The organism is Mucilaginibacter sp. dw_454 (assembly GCF_018449775.1).
Taxonomy (GTDB): Bacteria; Bacteroidota; Bacteroidia; order Sphingobacteriales; family Sphingobacteriaceae; genus Mucilaginibacter.
The window spans coordinates 231649-254371 of sequence record NZ_JAAVVB010000005.1 but is presented as its reverse complement, the minus strand read 5'-3'; the positions used below and the strand labels follow the sequence as shown (position 1 = coordinate 254371).

Below are 22723 nucleotides of genomic sequence, written 5' to 3'. Positions count from 1 at the left end.
CATGATTTTATCATTTCCAAAAAAATCTATAAATTCTATAGATTTTATAGAAATAAATCTGCTTTTAGTTTCACATATATCTATTATACAGGCATATAAACTATAATCAAAATACTATTTATTCTTTAGATTTTATCAAACCGTCTACTAACTTTTGCCATTGCGGGCCTGCAAGGCCTATCCTGGCAGATAGCGCAACAATGGTATTTCTTATTCTATCATGAAGATCCACGTTACTATTATTAGGTGTTTCATTACGCCCGTGTACCGCTGCACTTACCGTCTTGCCAGTCCGTTTTACAATAAAAGTACTGGTAGAAATATCCTTGTAAAAATGCGCTATTTGCGCGTCCGCTTTTCGTGGGTCGGGTATAGGCCGCACCATCATCGCCACATATTCTTCAATGGCATGCTCGTCTTCAAAAGCTTCCAGGCGTTCTATCATTACCCACTCCAGGCCATCGCCGGCGTCTGATCCGGGCACGGGCAACTTAATATGAAACAATGTCCCTTCCCGGGCAAAACCCACGGCATCTTCGCCTTCGTTATTTGTCAAAGAAAAAACAGCCGACCCCGCACCGGCGTATTCATGCCATTGGTTAACGGCGAGCAACCGGCTGGCCGCTTGTCGAAAACTTGCATGCGCCAGCTCAATAGTATGATAGTGTTCTGTTGCAATAAAATCAGTCGCCCGGCCTGTTTTTTGCGATTCAATAATATCTTCGGGATGTTTCATAACTGATTAACTGTCACAATGCCCGGTTGTTTTAGCCGTATGCAGATATCAGTGCGATAAAGGGAATTATCTGTCCAGGTTGCTGCCAGTTTTTATAGCAGTCGATATTTTTTTAAGGGCAATGATCAGTTGATTTTCGACAGTTTTTATAGAGATATTAAGCAGGGCCGCCACTTCTTTATACTTCATGCCGTCGTCTTTTACCAGTTTAAAAATGAGCTTGCATTTAATGGGCAGGTTATTGATATAGCTATCCAGCGCTTCTACTTTCTCTTTGCTGATCATCACACTTTCAGGATCGATGGCGCAATAGGCTGTTTTATCGTACAAAACCCCTTCTTCCACATACACGCGTTTGCCTTGATTACGGAGATAGTTAAGCGAAAGATTTTTTACTGATACAAACAGGTAGGTGTTCAGATTATCTATTTCGTGGAAGGCGCTTCGCTTTTTCCAGAGATTAATCAGCACGTCGTGCACAATCTCTTCTGCCGACTCACGACAGTGCACCAGCGAAACGGCAAAGCGGTATAATTTTACAAAATATTCCCTATACAGTTCTTTAAAGACCTGTTCATCCTGCAAAGCAGCATGACTAAATTCTTCATGAAGTATAACCTGCATAGGTACAATAGGGTTACATTGGTTTTGTAAAGGTATCGGTATTTTATCTTATAAACCAAGTGTTATTAAAATCGTTTTAAAAAAATTATTTCCTTTGGGGGTATTTGATTTTTTCTGTGTCTTACTATTATTATGACCTCAGAAGAAAGAGCCTGGATTTTAATAGCACGATCAGTATCTGGCGATATTACACTCGCAGAAGCTGACGAGCTTGAGCTTATTTTCGTGGCACAGCCCGAGTTACGGGCCGAATACGATGACCTGAAAAGATTACGATTAGATAGCCCGGTGGCATCATCTTTCGAAGAGCGCCAGGCGCTGGAAAGAGGACTTCAAAAGCTGGATCATTCTTTAACCAACGAGGCCCGATTTGTTGAAAGGCATTTATTTAACCACGAGCCGGCTCCGTTACACAGCAATAAATCAAAATGGTGGATGATGGCGGCGGCCTCGCTTACCGGCCTGTTGATAGTTGGGTTTTTAGGTTTACGACACATCAAAACACCGGCGGCGGCTCCTCAGCAGCAATTAGCTACACGTTACGGTAACCGCATCCATGCTATATTACCGGATGGATCTTCGGTTTGGTTAAATTCCGGCTCAACCATCAAATACGCCGAGAATTTAGATGTCGACGGCAAAAGAGAAGTAACCTTAAACGGTGAAGCTTATTTTGATGTTAAGCATGATACGGTGCATCCGTTTATTGTACATGCCGGCAAAATGAACGTGGTAGTATTGGGTACTGCATTTAACGTACGGGCTTATCCCGGCGACAAGTTCATGGAAACGACACTGATACGCGGTAAAGTAGAAGTCATTAATAAAAACAAACCCGGCCAAAATATTATTCTATATCCTAATGAGAAGGTGACGTTGGCTAACCAATCTGAAGTTACCCAAAAATCGAGGCTCAAAGTAAAAGTAGTTCCGGTTGATTCATTGGCCATGGCATCAAGCAACGTAACGCTACCTGATGACGCCATAGCAGAAACCGCCTGGGTAAATAACAAACTGATATTTAAAAAAGAGAACTTTAAAGATTTGGCAAAACAGTTGGATCGCTGGTATAATATTGACATTGTTTTTGATGACGACAACTACGCGTCAAAAGAATTTACCGGCACTTTTAAAGGTCAAAACATTGACGAGGTAATGCATGCGCTGCAATTAACCGAGCCGTTTCACTATAGCATTAAAAATAACCAAGTACATATCTGGTAATAAAACCAATTACCATAAACTTAAAGGAGAAGAAAGGAAAAACCGCATGACATAATATACTTTCATGAAAGCTTATTAACCCCACTAAACAAATAAGGAAGTGCTGCAACACTTCCTCTGTCGGGGTTACCCTAATGCACCAAATATCTGACTGGATACCAGGCTTTTTAAGATTTTATTAACCTCAACAATCAAAAATATGAAAAAAACTCTAAGTTCTTTCATTGATCCCGCTATTGGCAGGAAAATACTATTGTGTGTGAAACTAACAACACTAATTATACTGGCTGCTCTTGTACACGTTACGGCGGCGGTACGCTCACAGGACAAGCTAAACTTAAACGTTAAAGGCGTTAAATTTGAGAAGTTTTTTGAGCTTATTGAAAAGCAAAGCAATTACACGTTTTTATATAACAACGGCACCATACCACGTGGCGAAGTTAACATTGATGTAAACAATGTTACCGTACCGCAAATTTTAGACAATGCTTTAAAAAATACCGGCTTAGCATACCGCATTTTACCCAACAACCTGGTGGTTATAACCAAAGCCTCTGCCCCGCAGGTAGCCGATATCACCATAAAAGGTAAAGTGGTAGACTCTAAAGGCGAACCGCTCCCCGGTGCTACTATAGCTATTAAAAATGGCAACTCAATTGGCTCTACCGATGTAAACGGTAATTTCAATATCACTGTTCCCGACAATACTATTTTGGTGGTTTCTTACGTGGGTTATAAACCGCAGGAGGTTGAAACTTCGGGACGATCTGAAATAACCGTTACGTTACTTGAAGACGCCGGCAATTTAAATGAAGTTATAGTAACCGGCTATGGCACACAACGTAAAAAAGACCTTACCGGCGCCGTTTCTGTAATTAACACGAAGGACATTAACGGTATACCGGTGGGTGGCATTGACCAGATTATGCAAGGTAAAGCATCGGGTGTAAGTGTTACTCAAAACACAGGAGCTCCCGGCAGCGGCATAGATGTACATATACGTGGCCTGGGCACCATTAATGGCGTAAACCCGCTTTATATTATTGATGGCACGCCAACTACAGACGGTATTAACCAAATTGCCCCTGATGATGTTGAAAGCATCAACATTTTGAAAGACGCTTCTTCGGCCGCTATATATGGCGCCCGTGCCGCCGGTGGTGTTGTTATTATTACCACCAAACACGGCAACAACGGCAAACAGAAATTAAGCGTAAATGCCTATACCGGCGTACAGTCTGCCACGCACTTAATTAAAATGGCCGATAACGCCCAGTATGTTAAAGCTTATAACATGGCGGCTGTTAATGATGGCCGGCCAATTATCTCTGACAGTTTAGCCTCAACCTTATCTGATGTAAATTGGCTAAAAGCGGTACTTAAACCGGCACCTGTAACCAATATCAACTTATCGGTTAGCGGTGGTACAGAAACGTCAAATTACATCGTGTCCGGCAACGTTTTCAGCCAGGGCGGCTTAATCGAAAATTCGTCGTTTAACCGTTATAACTTACGCACAGCAGTAAACAGCAGCCCTACAAAATATCTGAAATTTGGCACTAATGTAAACCTGTCCTATTCAAAAACAAGATCTGTTGGTTCATCGGGCGACGGATATAGCGGGGCGGCAGCCAGTGTTGTGCGTTACGCTTTATTCCGGACACCGGGCACACCGGTTTATGGCCCCAATGGCCAGTTTGTAGATTTGCCGAAGCAAGTTGCACCTTTAGGTAACTTTTTGGGCGATGGCGTAAACCCCGTTCAGGAAGCAGCCTCAACCAATGATAATAATTATAACTACAGCGTGCTGGGCGACGTATTTGCCGAGCTTACGCCGATAAAAAATCTGCGAATTAAATCAGACCTGGGCTTGAACCTGATCCAAACCGATTACAAACAATTTTTTGAATCATACGGGGCAGACAGGAACTTTAATACGCCAAATTCATTAGCGCAATCGCACAATCAAAATTTAGAATATAACTGGACAAACACGGCCACTTACGATCTGAAATTAGACAAGCATGCCTTTACATTCCTGGCAGGTACCGAGATCATCAAACAGGATCAGCAGGGCCTTAGCGCTTCGCGAACTACATTTGTAAATCAGACTCCAAACTTTCAATATCTTGATAACGGAACGTTAACCACGGCGTTAAATGGAGGCAGTGAGTATCCGGTTGCGTATTCATCATTTTTTAGCCGTATAAACTACCAGTATAACAATAAATACCTGGCTAGTTTTAACTATCGTTGGGATGCTTCATCAGAGCTTGATCCTGACGCACAATCACATTCCTTTTATTCGGGTTCATTGGGCTGGCGTATTGATCAGGAAGATTTCATGAAAGACATTAAGCCAATATCTGCTTTAAAATTACGGGTAGACGTTGGCCAGGTGGGTAATTCACAAAACTTACCTCAATATGAATATCTTTCTACATTTATAGGTGGCAGCTATTACCCTTTTAATGGTGTAACCAACCAGGGATATACCATTAATAAAATTGGTAATCCAAACATACGTTGGGAAGTTAATACGCAGGAAGATGTTGGTTTAGACCTGGGCCTGTTTAATAATGCGCTGCAGGTAACCGCAGATTACTATATCAAAAACACCAATAATGTGTTGCTGCCTTTGCAATTGCCAAGCAGCGCCGGTGGAGCCGCGGCTCCGGTTATTAACGCCGGTAGGGTGCGCGACCAGGGATTTGAGCTGGATGTAAACTACAGCCACAAATTCACTAACGATTGGAATTTCTCATTAAACGGCAACTTTGCAACCTTGAAAAATACGGTAGTTTCTTTAGACGGAGCACCGTCTATAACAGGCGGACGTATTGATAATAATATTTTTGCCACGCGCACTGATGTTGGCCATCCGGTTGGTTCATTTTACCTGCTGCAACAGGAAGGTATCTTTCAAAACACGCAACAAGTATTTACGCATGCCTACCAGGGCCCAGGTATACGCCCGGGAGACGTAATGTATAAAGACGTTAATGGCGACGGCGTGATAGATCAAAATGATCGTGTTTTTGCCGGCAGCCCAATCCCTAAGTTTACTTATGGGTTAACAGCTACGGTGGGTTATCAAAATTTTGATTTAAGCGTATTCTTCCAGGGAGTGTATGGCAACAAAATTTACGATCAGGTAATGACCGAGTCGGAAGGTTTTTATCGTCCCTTTAATGTTACCGAGGCTACAGCAACCCAAAGCTGGACTGGCCCGGGTACAAGCAATACCAACCCACTACTATCATGGACCGACGGTACCAATAACAAACAGGCGTCAACCCGTTTCCTGGAAAGCGGTTCTTACATGAAGGTTAAAAACGTACAGTTGGGTTACAAATTGGGCAAAAACGCGTTGAAAACCCTTGGCTTATCTTCCGTAAGGATCTACGTAAGCGGGCAAAACTTACTCACTTTCACCAAATATAAAGGCCTGGACCCAGAGCAATATCAAAACGACAATAACGCCGGCGACGGTGTAAGGGCCGTAGGGATTGACTGGGGTACCTATCCATCGGCGCTCATATTAACCGCTGGTATTAATGCAAATTTCTAACCTTTTAATTAACAGAAAGATGAAAGCAAAACACAACTATATATTTTTAGCAGTCGCCCTGCTTTTTACCGCTACCGGCTGTAAAAAAATCCTGGATCAACCCGTGGTAGGCGTATACTCATCAAGCAACTACTTTACCAATGATGCCAACACTATTTTAGCAGTGAACTCGGCTTATAGCCCTTTAACCTTCACCGATGCGTCGTCAAACGCGATATGGGTTTTGGGCGATGTAGCTTCTGACGATGCGATTAAAGGCGGCAGCGCCGGCGATCAGGGCGATTTTCAGTTGATCAATGATTTTAATATTAATCCGTCAAACTCGGCTGTTGAAGCAGTGTGGAAAAGATACTACCAGGGTGTATTTGCCTGTAATGTAGTCACCAATGGCTTAGCAGGTACTACAACGGGTATTTCGCCAACCGTAAAGACACAAGCCCTGGCACAGGCAAAATTTTTAAGAGCCTACTATTACTTTGTTTTAACAACCTGTTACGGCAACATACCATTGCACCTTGAAGTTCCGCAAACACCAACTGAGGCTCAAAAACCGATATCGGCACAAGCCCTCATTTATGCGCAAATTGAAAAGGACTGCACAGATGCTGCGGCCGACCTGCCACCAAGCTGGACTGGAGCCGATTTGGGTAGAGTAACCAAAGGAGCCGCATTAGCGCTGCTAGCCAAGACGTATTTGTTCGAGCAAAAATGGGCCCTGGCGGCATCAACCGCTCAAGCTGTAGATGCGTTGAATATTTATAGCCTGTTACCGGTTTTTGCTGACAATTTTCGTGCAGCGACAAAAAATAACGCCGAAGCTATATTTACTGTTGAACATCAAACCGGCCTGGTACCTTTTCAGGGCAATAACCTGAATGTTTGGTTCCAACCGACACCACTGGGTGGCTACGGCTTCTTTTATCCAACACAAAGCCTGGTTAGTAATTTCGAAAAATCGCCCGGAGGCGTTGATGATCCACGTTTAGATTATACCGTAGCACGTGCCGGTCATCCTTATTTTGACAGCGCCTTTGACCCCGCCTGGACCAGCACCGGCTACCTTAGTAAAAAAGATGTACAGCCGCAATCAGAAATACCAAGAGCTACCATAGGCGATGGCAACCTGAATTATCCGGCAATACGTTATGCCGATGTGTTGTTAATTGAAGCCGAGGCTTTAAATGAGTCGGGCAATAGCGGCGGGGCATTAGCCCCACTTAACCGGGTAAGAAAACGCGCCCGCGAAAGCTATTTGTATGACAATACTTTGTCTGGCTTCGGTACAGTGCCAAGTGGTTTGTTACCTGATATCATCACAACAGATCAGTCACAATTGCGCGATATTATCCGCAGGGAAAGACGCTCAGAGCTTGCGCTCGAGTTTCACCGCTTTTTTGATATTATACGTTATGGTTCGGCCTATGCCAATTCGGCTTTAGCTGATGAACCATTATTCAACTATAATACCAACAAGTTTTTCCCTATTCCGCAAAGCGAAAGAGATACCAATCCAAATTTAGGCCTATAACTTTTTAACTTAAAGAAAATGAAACGACTAAAAAAATTGGTAACAGTTGCTGTATTACTAGCGGCTGTAATAACAATATTCCAAGCCTGTAAAAAAACCGAGGAGACACGCAATACTAACTCTGATAAATCAAAGCTTACACTTCAAATTGATTCTGCTAATACGCTATACAGCAGCGCGGTAGAGGGCAAACAAGCCGGCGACTACACTGCCGGGTCAAAAGCAGTATTAAAGGCTTCGATAGATCTGGCAAGCGGTGTTGTATCGGGCGCATTTACCCAACAAGAAGTTAATAATGCGACATCAAATCTTGTGCGCGCAGAAGCGGCTTTTAGAAGCAACCTCATCCAGGAAGTTTCTCCTGCCAACCTGGTTGCTTACTGGAAGTTTAGCGGCGACGCGACCGATGCCTCGGGCAATGGCCATGATGGTACGTTAAAAACAAATTACGTTGGTACCACTGCGGCCACCGCTACAGATGGCGGAACATTACCCGTACTTACAACAGACAGGTACGGCGCAGCAAATAGCGCTTATGCCTTTAACAACGGCGCCTATATTGAAGTGCCTTATACACAATCTTTGTATCCGAGTAGTTTTTCTATCAGTGTATGGGTTAAGCCCACTAAGGCAAGCGACGGAAATTATATATTTTCTGTCGATCATTATTTTGGCTACAAATTCCAGCTGCAGGGCAGTAATTTCCCGTTCCTTACCGTATCTACTGATGCAGGCATCCATGACGTAGATGATAACCCGGGCGCTGTAACGTTAAATACCTGGAGCCAGGTTGTGGCTACATTTACCAGTGGCACCATTACCTTTTATATCAATGGCAAATTGGTTAAAACAGTAGCCACTACCGGTAACCTGATCGCGCCAAAAACTATTGTGAATGTTTGTATCGGTAATGAGTTGCCAAAATCGGCTTATAACTTTACCGACACTTCAAACCCTAACTACTTTTATGGGGCCAGCTATTTCCAGGGATCGTTGGATGATATCCGTTTATACAATAAAGTGTTGAGCGATGCCGAAGTTAACTCGCTGTATGTTATGGAGCAACCGTAATTATTAGCTAATTCATAACAGATAAATTAATAAATATAGCGCGCCATAAAAAGCCGCTATATTTATTTTGTTTTAAAACCAATTCATACACAATGAGAAAAAATTTGATGACAGTAAAGGTGGCAGCGTTGCTGTTACTATCCGTAAACTGTTTCGGTCAAAAAACAGAGAATAAGTTGCCTGATTGGGCGCTGGGCGGCTTTGTCAGGTCTGAAGCTATTGATCCTATCATATCGCCAAACAAAGATTCAAGATTTCTGGACCCGGTGAGTAAAAAGGAAGTAGCGTGGGAAGCCAATGATACTTTTAACCCTGGCGCTGCCATTAAAAACGGTAAAATAGTGGTGCTATACCGCGCCGAAGACTTATATGGAGTAGGCATTGGTTTCCGTACCTCAAGATTAGGCTACGCAGAAAGTGCCGACGGTATACACTATACCCGCCGACCAAAACCTGTATTGTTTCCGGCTAACGACATAGCCAAAAAATTTGAATGGCCGGGTGGCTGCGAAGATCCTCGCGTAGCAGTTACTGCTAACGGAACTTACGTGGTTTTTTACACCGAATGGAACCGCGATGTACCGCGCCTGGGTGTAGCCCAGTCACGCGATTTAATCCATTGGACCAAGTATGGCCCGATATTTAAAAAAGCTTACAATGGCAAGTTTTTTAACATCGCCAGCAAATCGGCTTCTATATTAACCCAGGTGGTTAATGGTAAACAGATCATTATTAAAACCCATGGTAAATACTGGATGTACTGGGGCGAGCAACACGTTTACGCCGCAACATCAAGCGATTTGATTAACTGGGCGCCTGTTGTTACCGAAACCGGCGACTTAAAGCAGCTGATGTCGCCAAGAAAGGGTTATTTTGATAGCGACCTAACAGAATGCGGCCCGCCGGCTTTAATGACCAGCAAGGGTATTATCTTATTCTATAATGGTAAAAACAAAGGCGGCGAAGGCCGGGATAACCGGTTCAACCCCAATTCATATTGCGCAGGCCAGGCGTTGTTTAACCGCGATGACCCCTCAAAAAACATAACCAGGCTTGACCTGCCATTTTTACGCCCAATGAAACCCTTTGAAAAAAGCGGGCAATATGTAAATGGTACCGTGTTTATTGAGGGCATGGTTTACTTTAAAAAGAAATGGTTATTGTATTATGGCTGCGCCGATTCTCGCGTCGCAGTGGCAGTTTATGATCCATTACACCCGGCCGCTCCGGACCCGATAGAAAATAATTGATAAAAGATGTATCAAAAGAAAAGCCGCTTTCACATAATGGAAGCGGCTTTTTATATGCATGTCTATTATTATCCTGCCAAAGGCAACGTAAACCAAAAAGAACTTCCTTCCCCAAGCTTACTATCCACACCTATTTGGCCACCATGCTTTTTAACAATCTCGGCGCAGATGTATAAGCCAAGCCCTAAGCCTGAATATTGCTGACTGCTATCGTCGGCCCTATAATAACGTTCAAACAAATGCGGCAACTTATCGGGCGGAACGCCGGGGCCCTGATCAATAACCATAACTTTAGCAAACCTTTCTGCCCGCTCTACTTTGATACTTATCACTTTGGAGTTAAAGGCGTATTTAACCGCATTGTTAACCAGGTTAACCAGTACCTGGTCGCATTTATCGGGGTCGGCGTTAACTTGTAGCCCGGTCTCGCCTTCACTGATTAATTCATAGCCACCTTCTGTGCGGATGTCATTACAACAATCGTCAATGAGTTCTTTTAACGGGAAAATTTTCTTATTTAACTGAAGCTGACCTTCGGTTACTTTGGTAGCGTTCAATAAATATTCTATAAGCGTGCTAACCTTATTTAAACTCCGGTTTGATTGATCCACCAGCTTAACCAGCATGGCAGGACTGGGTTGATTTTTCATCCTGTCCAGCAATTGCAATGACGCCTTTAAACTGGTAATGGGGGTTTTTAATTCATGGCTGGCAACGCTAATAAATTCGTCTTTTTGCTGCGTGGCCTTTCGGCGATGGGTGACATCCATAAATGTGCCTATGCCGGCTACTATGTTTCCATTTTCGTCGCGCACGGGGGCTGCGTTTATAGAAATATAAAACCGTTCCCTGTTTGGCGGCTGTATACCAATTTCCTGGTCGTATAATGCCTGGCCGGTTGTCATCATCACAGCCATGGGGTGTTCATTTGCCGGCAGCGGGGTGCCGTCCAACCGCAAATTGTCCCATTGCGGGTCATTATAAGTATGTGCCTTGATTCGGTTTAAAGAGAGACCCAATATTTTTTGAGCCATGGGGTTGGCATAGGTAAGCGCACCCGCAGTATCAATAATGCATACGCCCTCGGCCATGGTCTCCAAAATCCGCGTTAACCGCTGCTGATTGGCGTACAGGTCTTTGGTGCGCTCGCTAACGGTTTGTTCCAGATTGCTGTTTAACTCGTCGGCCTTGCGTTGCGCCTGTTCTAAGGCCTGATTTTTTTCTTCCAGCATTTTTTGCTGGGCCTTTTGCGCGCTTAAATCAGTAACAATAACACTCATAGCCAGGCCATCTTCCAGTTGCAATGTCTGCAAGGATAATAAAACGGGTAATGATGTATTGCCAGACAGGTAAAGCTCCTGTTTACGGCTTTCTGTCCAGGCACTATTAATTAATTGAACACACTGATCGTGCGATTCTGTTGACACAAAATTGCAGAATAATTTACCCGTTACTTTTTCAAGCGGCAGGCCAACCATGTCGGCAAACCGTGAGTTACTATATAAAACAGCACCCTGGCGGTTAATAGTAACCGCGCCGGTAGTCATTTGCTCAATAAATATGCGGTAAGCGTGGTCTGATGTACGCAGGGTGTAGAGTTGGTGCCCATCCTCTGCCTTCACCACCAAGGCGTCGACAGCACCAGTACGAATAGCTTCAATCAGGTCGTTAGCATCTTCCAGTTGATAGCCCATCTCGCGATAAGCAGCCCGTAGCTCGTTCAGCTCGGCTTCTAATTGGCCATATGTCGGTTTGTCATTCAACATGCTAATTAATTGTCCAGCCCCAGCCCGCGTAATACTTTGCCTGTATCAGACATATCACCCACTAACAAACGCTGCGGACCCGGTGTTTTCTTGATCAACATGGGTACAGCCGTGATGTTTTCCTGCTGAGCCAGTTCTGGCTGCTGATGAATATCAATGATTTCGAGATCGTACTGATTAGGCAATTGTTCTTCTAGCAGTTCGCCTAAATTATTAATCGCACGAACCGAAGCAGGCGAAGTACCTGCTACGAATAACCGCAATCTGTAATGGTTGTCTTCATTTGATTGCTGGTTAAAGAAATCGTTGCCGCTCGTGCCCATATATACTTTATTTTTTACGTGGACGGATGTCCAGCCCCACTAACACTTTTTCTTTATCAGACAAATCGCCTATAATTTTGCGTACCGGCTCGGGCACTTTTTTTACCAGCGTAGGTATAGCCAATATTTGGTCGCCCTCTGCCAATTGAGGGTTTTTTAACAAATCGACAACCTCTAATGAATATTGTCCAACCAAATGCTCCTCGCAATATTCTTTGAGATTACGCAACGCAGTGGCAGACCGGGGTGTTTGTCCGGCTACATATAGCCGGAGTTCATAAAATTCTTGTTCCACTATTTTTTCTTTTTAGGTGATTTAGGTTCTTGCTCTTTGGGCGCCGTATTTCCACCTCGCAAATCAGTCATTCTTTGACGAGTTTGCTGTTGCACGTCCTGTTTGATCTTCTCCTCGATATAAACCTTATTTAATTCCTCTTCTGTCGACTCAAACTCGCTCCGCAGGCTTTCAATTTTAGCTTCCAATACTTTGCGTTTGCGTATTATTTCCCTGTCTTTACGGCTTACGGCGTTAGTATGCAGTACCTGTCCGGTTTCTTCCAGTAACATCTGCGCCTCGCGGGCAGATCCTGTCAATACACCCTCAGGGCCAAGGTAAACATCAAACAGATCTAATCCCTGCCCGGTAAACACAAACTCGCGCACCTGGTTAGAATGTTTCATACCGCGCGATTTCATGATATATAAACCACGGTTACGTTCGCCATTCATTTCAATATCGCGGATAAGCAGCCAGGCATCCACCAAAGATGATACGCCTTCGTCGGTTTGCTCATTGACAATATTGTTCATGGTTAATGCTGTAAACATGACGGTAATTTGCTCATGCTGCAAAAAGTCTATCAAACGTACCAGCATTGATTTTACTTCGCTTACAGAACCTACCGTTATCAGGTTGGTTATAGGGTCAAGTACCACCACTTGCGGCTTAAATTTCCGGATAGCTTTATATATAGCTACCAGGTGCATTTCCAGCCCGTAAAGCGTTGGGCGCGATGAATGAAATTGTAAATATCCTTTATCAACATGATGCTGCATATCAACACCAATTGACCGCATATTGCGGATAATTTGTTGGGGCGACTCTTCGAAAGCGAAATAAAGGCAGCGTTCTTTACGTTTAGCCGCGGCATCGACAAATGTTGCCGCAACAGAGGTTTTCCCGGTACCGGCGGTACCCGATACCAGTATACTACTGCCTCGGAAAAAGCCGCCCTTACCTAACATTTTATCTAAAGACGAGATGCCGCTGGATATCGGATCTGTTGAGACGGGTTTATTTAATTGCAGTGAGGTAACCGGCATAACAGAAATACCATCCTCATCAATCAAAAACGGATATTCGTTGGTGCCGTGCACCGAGCCACGATATTTAACGATACGTAAACGACGGGTAGAGATTTGGTCGATAATGCGATGATCCAACAAGATCACACAGTCCGATACATACTCTTCCAGTCCCTGGCGGGTCAGGCTGTTTTCGCCACGCTCGCCTGTAATAATGGCTGTTACACCTTTATCTTTCAAAAATTGAAACAGGCGTCTTAACTCTGCCCGCAAAATTCCCTCGTTTGATAAGCCGGCAAAAAGATTTTCAAGCGTATCTAATACTACACGTTTGGCCTTAATAGCGTCTATGGCATAACCCAGGCGAATGAACAATCCTTCCAGGTTATACTCCCCGGTTTCTTCTATTTCACTTTTATCTACGTGGATATAATCTATCTTTAGTTTTTTGTCTTTCTGTAACTGCCCCAGGTCAAATCCCAGGGAAGCCACATTCATAGCCAATTCTTCGGCCTTTTCTTCGAAAGCAATAAACACACCCGGCTCGCCAAATTCCTGTGCTCCGCGGACAATAAACTCTAAAGAAAACAAGGTTTTTCCACAACCCGGTCCGCCACAAATAAGGGTTGGTCTACCTTTAGGTAAACCGCCGGCTGTAATTTCATCAAGACCTGCTATACCTGTAGCAGTCTTTTCAAGCGTTGTCAATGACATGGATTGACTTTTTAGGGGTTTCGACGACATATAAAAAATAACGTAACGCTAAACTGTAATTTAGCGCGTGTATAAAAGCTGATCTATGTAGTATCGGCACATAACGTTTTGTGTTTAACCACAAACTGAAAGATATCAACAACAGACTTATCAATTTGTTTCTTTGGGGGATAAGACATCTACAAATATGTTACAATAGATAGCCCTGGGTTTTGGAAAATCGTCCAACACCATCACACAACCAGCGTGTTGCCTTGTTTATAAATGCGGGCTAGTTTTATTAGCTTTGACTTATGCAGGAAACTATACAGTCCCGCTTGGCATCGTCCCGAAAGGAACTGCTGGACCTGGGGCTTCGAAATCCATTACTGAACTACAAACTTACAAAAGGCAAAGGCCTACATATAGTTGATGAAAAAGCCGAGGCTGTTTATGACATCCTTGTTCGCCAGCAAAAGGCGATGACCTTTTTGGCCCTTAAAGAAGGGCAGACCCTTCCGGAAGGCGACGCCAAATACCAGGATACCCGGCTACAGACCGACGAAGATGAACAAAAGCTACAAAGCCGCTTACTCAACACCTATTATTTTGCGCGTACCAGTATTGAAGAACAGGGCGTAAATGTACTTTACCTGGCTTTGGGCATGCTGCGCTGGTATGATACCGGCGATACAGAGACCTTAAGGTCGGCGCCGCTGGTTTTGGTGCCGGTTAGTTTGGAACGCTCCAGCGCGCAGGAGCGGTTCAGGCTGCGCTACACAGGCAGTGAGATAGGCGCCAACCTATCGCTGCAAGCCAAAATGAAAAGCGATTTTAACCTCACCATTCCGGATATGCCGGAGGTCGAGGAGTTTGATTTTAATGCTTACATCAAAGAGATCCGTTCGCATATCAATAAAGAAGCTAATTGGTTGGTTGATACAGATGCTGTTGAGTTGGGTTTCTTTTCCTTCGGGAAATTTTTGATCTATAATGATCTGGATACCGATCAGTGGCCAAAAACTGCCAAGCCCGAAAATCATCCAAACGTTTCTGCCTTACTGGAAAGTGGCTTCCATGAAGATGTACTGGAAGACGAACACGACCTGGATGCCGACACCAAAGCTAACGACCTTTTTAGGGTGGTAGATGCCGACAGTTCGCAACTGCTGGCTATGCTGGCCGTGCAGGATGGCGGCAACCTGGTTATACAGGGGCCACCGGGTACGGGCAAATCGCAAACCATTACCAACATCATTGCCAACGCCATTGGTCAGGGCAAAAAAGTATTGTTTGTAGCCGAGAAAATGGCTGCTCTTGACGTGGTAAAACGCCGGCTGGATAATATAGACCTGGGTATGGCCTGCCTGGAACTGCATAGCCACAAAACCAATAAGCGCGATGTACTGGCCGAACTAAAACGCGTGATGGAACTGGGCAAACCCCAAACCGCTAAGCTGGAGCTGGAGATTCAGATGCTGGAGATTTACCGGGTTGAGTTGAACGATTATTGCCGCGCTGTAAATCATCAATTGGCCGGTAGCGGGTTAAGTGCACAGCAGATCATTGGTTTTTTGTTACGGATAGATCAAAAAGCTAAAGATCGTAATCTGATCAAACTACCTATCGAAGACATCGCCAACTGGAACGCAGAAAAGATAAGATTGGCCGAAGAATGGGCAGATCGTATACAGGCTCGCCTGTTTGATATCGGCAAACCCGCAACGCTGACATTTTACGGCACCAAACTGATGCTGGTATTACCACACGATAAAGGCGCTATTTTACAACGACTGGAAACTGCCCAACGCTCCATTACAGAATTGCTCGCGCTGCTTAATGATATCAAAGAAAAAACCGGGTTTGCTATCCCTGCTAATGACGGCGAACTGCCTGCACTGGAAAGCTTACTTAGCAAAGCCGCGCAGGCACCGGACCTGAAAGAATTAAAAATAACCGACTCCATCTGGCAAACTAAAGCCGAGGATATCAAAGAATTACTTTCCACCGGCGAGGAATTGGAAAACCTTTATCGAACTTATAAAGATACTTTCGTGGCCGAGGCATGGTCGCAGGATATTTTAGAGATCAGACAAAATATTGTGACTTACGGCAATAGCTGGCACAAAAGTTTCCATGGCGGCTACCGTAAAAGTATCCAGCAATTGGCAGCACTGCTTAAGGTTACTTTACCTGATGCGGCTAATGAAAAACTGAAATTGGTTGATGCCATATCAGAGGCACGCCGGTTGGAGCGATCGTTACAACAATACGATACGTTTGCGCAAAGTTTGTTTGGCAATCGTTGGATGAAGCAACGATCGGATTGGCAATCGCTGCATGCTGCGGCAACTTATTTAGCTGAAATTAAAGACCCGGCATTGCTGACTTATCTGAGCAAGCTCGAAGCGCCATCGGTAGCCGCTAATTATTTGACCACGTTACAAAACGAACTCAAAATGCTGCATGAACAACGCGAACAGGCGCTACAAGCTTTACAGATAGAAACATTTCCAACCAACTATACAGATCAGGAAAATACCTGGAAAAGCTGGATCGAACATTTTGCAGAACTGCAATTGGCGATCGACTGGAATCAATTGACTGCTCAATCAGAAAAAGAGGGTTTCGCGTTCCTGACACAAGCCACGATTAATTGGGATGAGGCTAAAGATCTGTTAAAGATCAGCCTGCAAAAAACGTGGTACGAATACCTCATTGGCGAAGCTTTCAGACGCAGCCCGGAGATCTCTAAATTTGAGCGGGCCAGCCACGAGGAGATCATTGCCAAGTTCAAGAAACTCGACCAGGTCAACTTATATTATAACCGGGCAAGAGTTGCCCTGAAACATTGGGAGAGCCTGCCTAAAGGCAATGCCGGCGGGCAGGTGAATATCCTGAAAACCGAGTTCAACAAAAAAGCCCGGCACATGCCTATCCGTAAACTAGTGGAAGAAGCGGGCAAGGCTATGCAGGCCATTAAACCGGTTTGGATGATGAGCCCGATGTCTATTGCTAATTATCTGCCGCCAGGCGCAATTGACTTCGACCTGGTAATCTTTGATGAGGCCAGCCAGGTGCGGCCCGTAGATGCCATCGGAGCTATTGCCAGGGGCAAGCAACTGGTGGTGGTGGGTGATACGCGCCAGTTACCGCCAACCAGCTTCTTCGACAAGCTAAATACCGATATCGAAGAGGAAGAAAACGTCACTGCCGACATGCAAAGTATTTTGGGTATGTGCGATGGACAAGGTGCACCAACACGCATGCTGAAATGGCATTACCGCAGTCAGCATGAATCGTTGATCACCTTATCAAATCACGAATTTTATGAGGATAAACTGGTGATCTTTCCCAGCCCCGGCTCTAAACAAAACCTGGGTTTACGTTTTCACCATTTGCCTGATGCTGTTTATGATCGCGGTAAGACACGTTCCAATCCGATTGAGGCGACAGCGGTTGCTAAGGCCGTAATTAGCCATGCCGGTAAATATCCAACCCAAAGTTTAGGTGTAGTTGCCTTTAGCACCGCACAGGCTCAGGCCATCCAGGCTGCTTTGGAGATCGAACGTAAAGCCAGCCCATCCACAGAAAGCTATTTTACCGGTCGACCGGATGAACCTTTCTTTATCAAAAACCTGGAAAACGTACAGGGCGATGAGCGTGATGTGATCCTCATCAGTATTGGCTATGGCCGTACCGAGGATGGTAAAGTACCGATGAATTTCGGTCCGCTGAATAATGAGGGTGGCGAGCGCCGCCTGAATGTATTGATTACCCGCGCTAAAATGCGGTGCGAAGTGTTTACCAATATTACTTCAGAAGATATCAAGATCAGCGAGTCTGCCCGCTTTGGCATCCGTGCACTCAAAAGCTTTTTATATTTTGCACAGTATGCCAAATTCGATACGCCGGAAGCTATCATTCCCAATGAGGTACGTCCATTCGAGGATGAGGTAGCGGCGCAGCTAACTAAAGCCGGTTACATTGTGCGTAACAAGGTTGGCTCGCCCGGCTTCTATTTAGACCTGGCCGTGGTTGATCCTGAAAACCCCGGACGCTATATTTTAGGTTTGATCTGCGATGGCAAGGCTTATGATAGCGCTGCTTCAGCCACAGATCGCGACCGCCTGCGAACGCAAGTATTGGAACTCTTCGGCTGGAGCCTTTACCAGGTTTGGAGCGCCGACTGGTATCGCAACCCGTCGCGCGAGCTAAACCGTTTACTTGCTGCTATTGAACAAGCCAAACAGATCACAGAAACTGTCGATAAAGAAAACGAGTCGTGGCAGCAAGAAGTTAGCCGGGAAACGGTCACCGCAAACACACTGACTACGCCGGAGTACCAATTAGCCGAAATCCACATCGAGCACATCCGTCCCGAGTTTCAGTTATACACTTTTGCCGAGTTAGCGGGTTGGATGGAAGAAGTGGTGAAAATTGAAAGCCCGGTGCATGTTGATGAAGTATTTAAACGCATCACCGATGCCGCTGGTGTTAGCAAAGCCGGCTCGCGCATACGCTACACGCTGACACAAGCATTGGACCAAGCGCAGGATGAAAAGAAAGTCGTTGCAAAAGGCGATTTTCTTTGGTCGCCCGAAATGGAAACGGCTGTTGTGCGCGATCGGAGCAAACTACCTGCGGCTTACCGAAAGATTAATCTGGTTGCGCCCGAAGAGATTTTTGGGGCCATACATCAGGTGGTAGGCGGAGCGATATCTATCACGGAGCAGGAAGCAATCCCATTGATAGCTAAAATGCTTGGATTTTCGCGCCTTACTGATGAAATGCGTCAGCAACTTTCTGAAACCATTGGCAAAACCATACAAGCAGGCATCCTGACTTTTGAAGGTATTAACTTGAAATTAGCTGATAAATCTTGAGGAAAGCAAACAAATTGAGCCATATGCGGTTATAACACTGCGATGGAAAAGAAATTAAAGCAAATAGTACCAGATTCACGTACGGTGGATATTGACGATGATTATGCAATAGAATTCTGGGCCAAAGAATTTAATGTAAGCCAGCAAAAGCTTAAAGCTGCGGTTAACGTCGTCGGCAATACGGCAGTTGACGTTAAGCGCGAGTTGAAAAAATAACACAGTTTCGCCAATTATTCAGTTACGGCATATTTTCCGGCTTCGTAATCCTTTAGATATTGCTTGTAATATTTTTTTGTTGTTGCGGCATATTTCTGTGCGTAAGTAACAACAGCTTCCTGCCAGTTTTGATCAAGCCCGAAAGCCATCAGGTCATCAATAATTCCGGAACCCTGCATACCGCCGCTACGCAATTGAGCCGATGCAGTTAATGCCGCCATATCATCAATCACCTGGTACATGTCGCGGTAATCTTTCAGCAGTTTAAATTTGATGGTGTCTTTCACCGGCTGTAACTCCTGGATAATGTATGATTCATCCCGAAAAACAGTAGTGCTCAGCAAAGCTGCCGACACATTCTGCATACGTTGCTGCACGCCGATAACTCTTGATGCCTCATTGGGCCAATGTAACTGTTGCACCGGCACATAAGGCGCTACCGACGATGGACGCGCCTGCTTCATATCCAGCAATAGGTATTTGTTTTTGGTATTGGTGCTTTTTAGCAAAAACAAATAGCGCTTTACGCCAATGCTACCCGTGCCCGCTAAACGAAATATAGCGTTCAGTACTTTATAATTGTATGGCCCATCGCTGCTGGTTTTGATCCATTCGTTGACATGTGCCTTCAGTTCAGAACGCAACTTTCCATCTAACTTAAAATGACGTTCATCGCTTAACGATAACATGATAGTTTTTTTCTTGCTGACGGTGCGCTTTTTAAGCAAATCCTTAGAAGTACTTTTTGTGGCCGATGTTAGAAAATCGCACACAATGCCTTTAGCAGTACGCGGCTCAATGCTAATTGCTTTTCCTTTAGCAAGCGTAGCCGAGTAGGTTTTCAAAAAAAGTCTCGCCATTTTTAACGCTTTAGCAGGTTCAAAACCCAGATTATCAAACGCAATAAAAATGCTGGTTACCATGCGCACAGTTTCATAACTGGCAGGCGCTAGTAAGCCCTCGTCAAAATCGTTCAAGTCAAAATAAACCAGTTTATTGTCGCCTTTATAACTGCCAAAATTCTCGATATGCAAATCGCCACAAACCCAGGCCAGCGGAGATAAAGGCAGAGGCTCGGCGGCAGCCAGATCCTCATAAAACAAATGGCAGGTGCCCCGGAAAAACCGAAACGCATTCTCGGCCATCGCCTCATATTTAAGTGGTAACCTGTCAGGCAACAGCCCGGCATTAAAAGCGGTTAAGCGTTCGTACAGGTTGGCCATATTAAAACGATTCGTTCAGGTTAAGAAAAAATCCTTTATTACCGTATTTACCAAAGGCATAATCAAGCGCCAGGTTGGTGCGCGTAGCTTTGTTAAACAACACCCTCAAACCAGCGCCATAACCAGGTTGAAAAACCTGAAACAGCTTGGTACCATGCTCGTCATTAGCAGTTTGCATACTACCAAAAGCTACACCGCTTAAAAACTTGTTGGCTAAGATCGGAAAGCGAAACTCGGCCTCGGTATCATTAAACTGCGTGCCTTTAAAATATTGCGAGGTATAACCCCGGCCGCTTCTGAAAGAACCGTCGCGCGCCGTGCCGGGCAGCTCCAGGTAAGGGATGTCGCCACTTGCCAGGTATGATCCCCAGTTCCATAAAGCAAGCACAGTTTCCGGGCTGGCGTCTGATAAACTAATATATTTACGCAAATCAGTAGTAAATTGTACCGAGTTTTTAGTACTGCCCACCCAGGTTTGATTGATGCGGACGCCTGCATCAAAATAAACGCCTTTATAGGCGCGATTAGGGTTATCGCGAGTGGTATAGGCTACGTTAAATAAGAAACCATCGGCCGAATAATGATCTTTCGGGAAGCCATGCTCGGTGTTATAAACTCCGGAAGGTGTCGCGGTGCCGGTTGAATCTTTAGCGTTAATGTTTCGCCTGACTTCGAATGACATACCTGCGCCCACAAAGAAATTCTTACCAATATTTTTATATACTTTTTCGCGGATGTTATAGTACATGGAGTGAATGGCGTAAGCCTTGTGGGTACCGTCGGCCAGTATTTTATCGGTCTTTGAACCATCAGGATCGGCACTACCAATACCCAGGCCATAATCCGGTGTAACCGTTTTAGCTGCTACGATATTACCCTGGAAGTTCCACTTATTACCGGGCGTAAATATATTATGGTTAACGTAAAAATAAATAATACCCTTACTGGTAATAGATGCCGAGGTAGCCGCAACAGACAGCAATGTTTTTGGGTCGTTGCCCAATCTCACACCCGCCACAGCTTTAATACCCAATTGCGCGCCGATGGTAGGGTTGGCCGCAATATTAGGCACAACGGTTATGCCGGAGCTTTTGTGCAGGCTATCTACTTTTTTATGCGGATGAAGAATGTCTCGGGTCAAATCGCCAAAATCAAACTGGCCTTTTAAATTATCATTAGATTTTGCGCCATACTTTTTAGCGTGGATGGAGTCGGCTTTGAGCGAATCGGCAGGTGGGCCTGCCTGGCTAAAGGCCAATGCAGGAGCTGCTATAAGCGCCAGCATCATCAACCATTTAAATAAAGTGTTATAAGTAGATTTGGGGTACATATATTTCAATTATAATGGTTCCATTCCAGTTTTTGGATATCGAAACCTATGGCTTTCGCCTTGTCTAAAAATCTCTGCTTAATATCATCAGGCACCGATTTTTCTTTGGATAAGATCCAGAGGTAATCTAAACTACTGCCCGAAACTAATGCATATTTATATTCAATATCAACATCTAAAACGTTGTACGATAAATAAAACGGACCAAGGTAAGATACTTTCAGCATACCGATATTCTCGCCTTTTACAAATTTAATTTTGCCTGACACTTCGGTCCACTTATCTTTTTCGGCTTGATGGGCGCGGGTAATTACGTTGATGATGCCATCCTCATTTAATGAATACTCTTCTGTCAATTGGTCCACGCCTTTTTCAATCCAGTTGGGTATGCGCGCAATTTCGTTCCAAAGGCCCATATAGCGGTCCTTGTCAAAGTCCTGCACGGCTTCAGCGCCTTTAGGTATATCGTCCGACAAAAAATTATAGGTAAGCGCCGCTACTGCAACGCCACCGGTAATGGCCAAGATCCAGTTTTCCTTTTTCATTGCATACTTAAGCAATATGGGATGCCTTTTGTTTTAGGCCAAGTTTCAGGCGAATGTAAAATCATCGAAAATCTGCGATAAACGATACGTGGCGGCGTCATTCGTTAAACTAGCATACCTACGGCATGCAGGATTTGGCTGTTATTGGCTACCGACGTTATGAGCCGATGGCTCATTTTTAATAAAGGAAAAATGCGCGGCTTTGCCTTATCATCTATAGCCAAATCTTTACCGGCGTTTTGAGCCCATGGTTCTTAATCAAAGCTTTGCATTAAATTACCCCGATAGGGGTAAAAGGTCGGTAGAAAAAAGGTAAACGCCGGCATTCGTGCCGTAGGTACGAAACGTCAGCTGATTTTATCAAAGCTAATTTGTAAACTTGCATATACCAGTTATAATTTTCTGTCGATGAAGATCAAATCTACCTGCTTA

General features: G+C 44.6%; 16 protein-coding genes. 7 read left to right on the top strand and 9 right to left on the bottom strand.

From position 1 onward, the window contains the following. Positions 1-118: 118 nt before the first annotated feature. Entirely contained in the window at positions 119-736 is a 618-nt protein-coding gene (locus tag HB679_RS16150) for a hypothetical protein (protein WP_214073044.1), read from the bottom strand. 66 nt (positions 737-802) lie between these two features. Beyond that, complete coding sequence (locus tag HB679_RS16145) at positions 803-1360, bottom strand: RNA polymerase sigma-70 factor (RefSeq protein WP_214073043.1); 558 nt, start codon at positions 1358-1360, stop codon at positions 803-805. Between the two features lie 132 nt (positions 1361-1492). On the opposite strand from HB679_RS16145, the gene HB679_RS16140 reads away from it, so the two are divergent. From HB679_RS16140 to HB679_RS16120, 5 genes are all read left to right on the top strand, one after another. After that, entirely contained in the window at positions 1493-2584 is a 1092-nt protein-coding gene (locus HB679_RS16140) for a FecR domain-containing protein (protein WP_214073042.1), read from the top strand. A gap of 199 nt (positions 2585-2783) precedes the next feature. Continuing rightward, the gene (locus HB679_RS16135; RefSeq protein WP_214073041.1) at positions 2784-6155 is read left to right on the top strand and encodes a SusC/RagA family TonB-linked outer membrane protein; all 3372 of its coding nucleotides are present in this window, start codon (positions 2784-2786) and stop codon (positions 6153-6155) included. Between the two features lie 19 nt (positions 6156-6174). Beyond that, a complete protein-coding gene (locus HB679_RS16130) occupies positions 6175-7683 on the top strand; it encodes a RagB/SusD family nutrient uptake outer membrane protein (protein ID WP_214073040.1) in 1509 nt (502 codons plus the stop codon). 18 nt (positions 7684-7701) lie between these two features. Further along, positions 7702-8754: a LamG domain-containing protein gene (locus HB679_RS16125; RefSeq protein WP_214073039.1), complete on the top strand. Its 1053-nt coding sequence runs from the start codon at positions 7702-7704 to the stop codon at positions 8752-8754. A 92-nt stretch (positions 8755-8846) separates the two neighbouring features. Continuing rightward, positions 8847-10004 (top strand): glycoside hydrolase family 130 protein, encoded by a 1158-nt coding sequence (locus HB679_RS16120; protein WP_214073038.1) that lies wholly within the window; start codon positions 8847-8849, stop codon positions 10002-10004. A gap of 68 nt (positions 10005-10072) precedes the next feature. Here HB679_RS16120 and HB679_RS16115 read toward each other — a convergent pair whose 3' ends face one another. Genes HB679_RS16115 through kaiC form a run of 4 tightly spaced genes read right to left on the bottom strand, consistent with a single transcriptional unit; the run spans position 10073 to position 14112 of the window. Next, positions 10073-11770, bottom strand: a complete 1698-nt coding sequence (locus HB679_RS16115) for an ATP-binding protein (RefSeq protein ID WP_214073037.1) — start codon at positions 11768-11770, stop codon at positions 10073-10075. 5 nt (positions 11771-11775) lie between these two features. Continuing rightward, entirely contained in the window at positions 11776-12093 is a 318-nt protein-coding gene (locus tag HB679_RS16110; protein WP_214073036.1) for a circadian clock KaiB family protein, read from the bottom strand. A 7-nt stretch (positions 12094-12100) separates the two neighbouring features. Next, complete coding sequence (gene kaiB / locus HB679_RS16105) at positions 12101-12388, bottom strand: circadian clock protein KaiB (RefSeq protein ID WP_214073035.1); 288 nt, start codon at positions 12386-12388, stop codon at positions 12101-12103. Then, complete coding sequence (gene kaiC / locus HB679_RS16100) at positions 12388-14112, bottom strand: circadian clock protein KaiC (RefSeq protein ID WP_255547636.1); 1725 nt, start codon at positions 14110-14112, stop codon at positions 12388-12390. Before kaiC ends, kaiB begins: the two co-directional genes overlap by 1 nt. 293 nt (positions 14113-14405) lie before the next feature. On the opposite strand from kaiC, the gene HB679_RS16095 reads away from it, so the two are divergent. Next, a complete protein-coding gene (locus HB679_RS16095; protein WP_214073033.1) occupies positions 14406-18977 on the top strand; it encodes a DUF3320 domain-containing protein in 4572 nt (1523 codons plus the stop codon). Positions 18978-19019: 42 nt separating this feature from the next. Further along, positions 19020-19193 carry a DUF3606 domain-containing protein gene (locus tag HB679_RS16090; protein WP_214073032.1) on the top strand — a complete coding sequence of 58 codons (174 nt, stop codon included), beginning with the start codon at positions 19020-19022 and terminating at the stop codon, positions 19191-19193. A gap of 14 nt (positions 19194-19207) precedes the next feature. Here the strand turns inward: HB679_RS16090 and HB679_RS16085 are convergent, their stop codons facing one another. The 3 genes from HB679_RS16085 to HB679_RS16075 are packed head-to-tail and all read right to left on the bottom strand — an operon-like array spanning position 19208 to position 22291. Beyond that, entirely contained in the window at positions 19208-20416 is a 1209-nt protein-coding gene (locus tag HB679_RS16085) for a DUF2252 family protein (protein WP_214073031.1), read from the bottom strand. 1 nt (position 20417) lies between these two features. Then, positions 20418-21746: a BamA/TamA family outer membrane protein gene (locus tag HB679_RS16080; RefSeq protein WP_255547635.1), complete on the bottom strand. Its 1329-nt coding sequence runs from the start codon at positions 21744-21746 to the stop codon at positions 20418-20420. Between the two features lie 5 nt (positions 21747-21751). Then, positions 21752-22291 (bottom strand): lipocalin family protein, encoded by a 540-nt coding sequence (locus HB679_RS16075; protein WP_214073030.1) that lies wholly within the window; start codon positions 22289-22291, stop codon positions 21752-21754. Positions 22292-22723 lie beyond the last annotated feature (432 nt).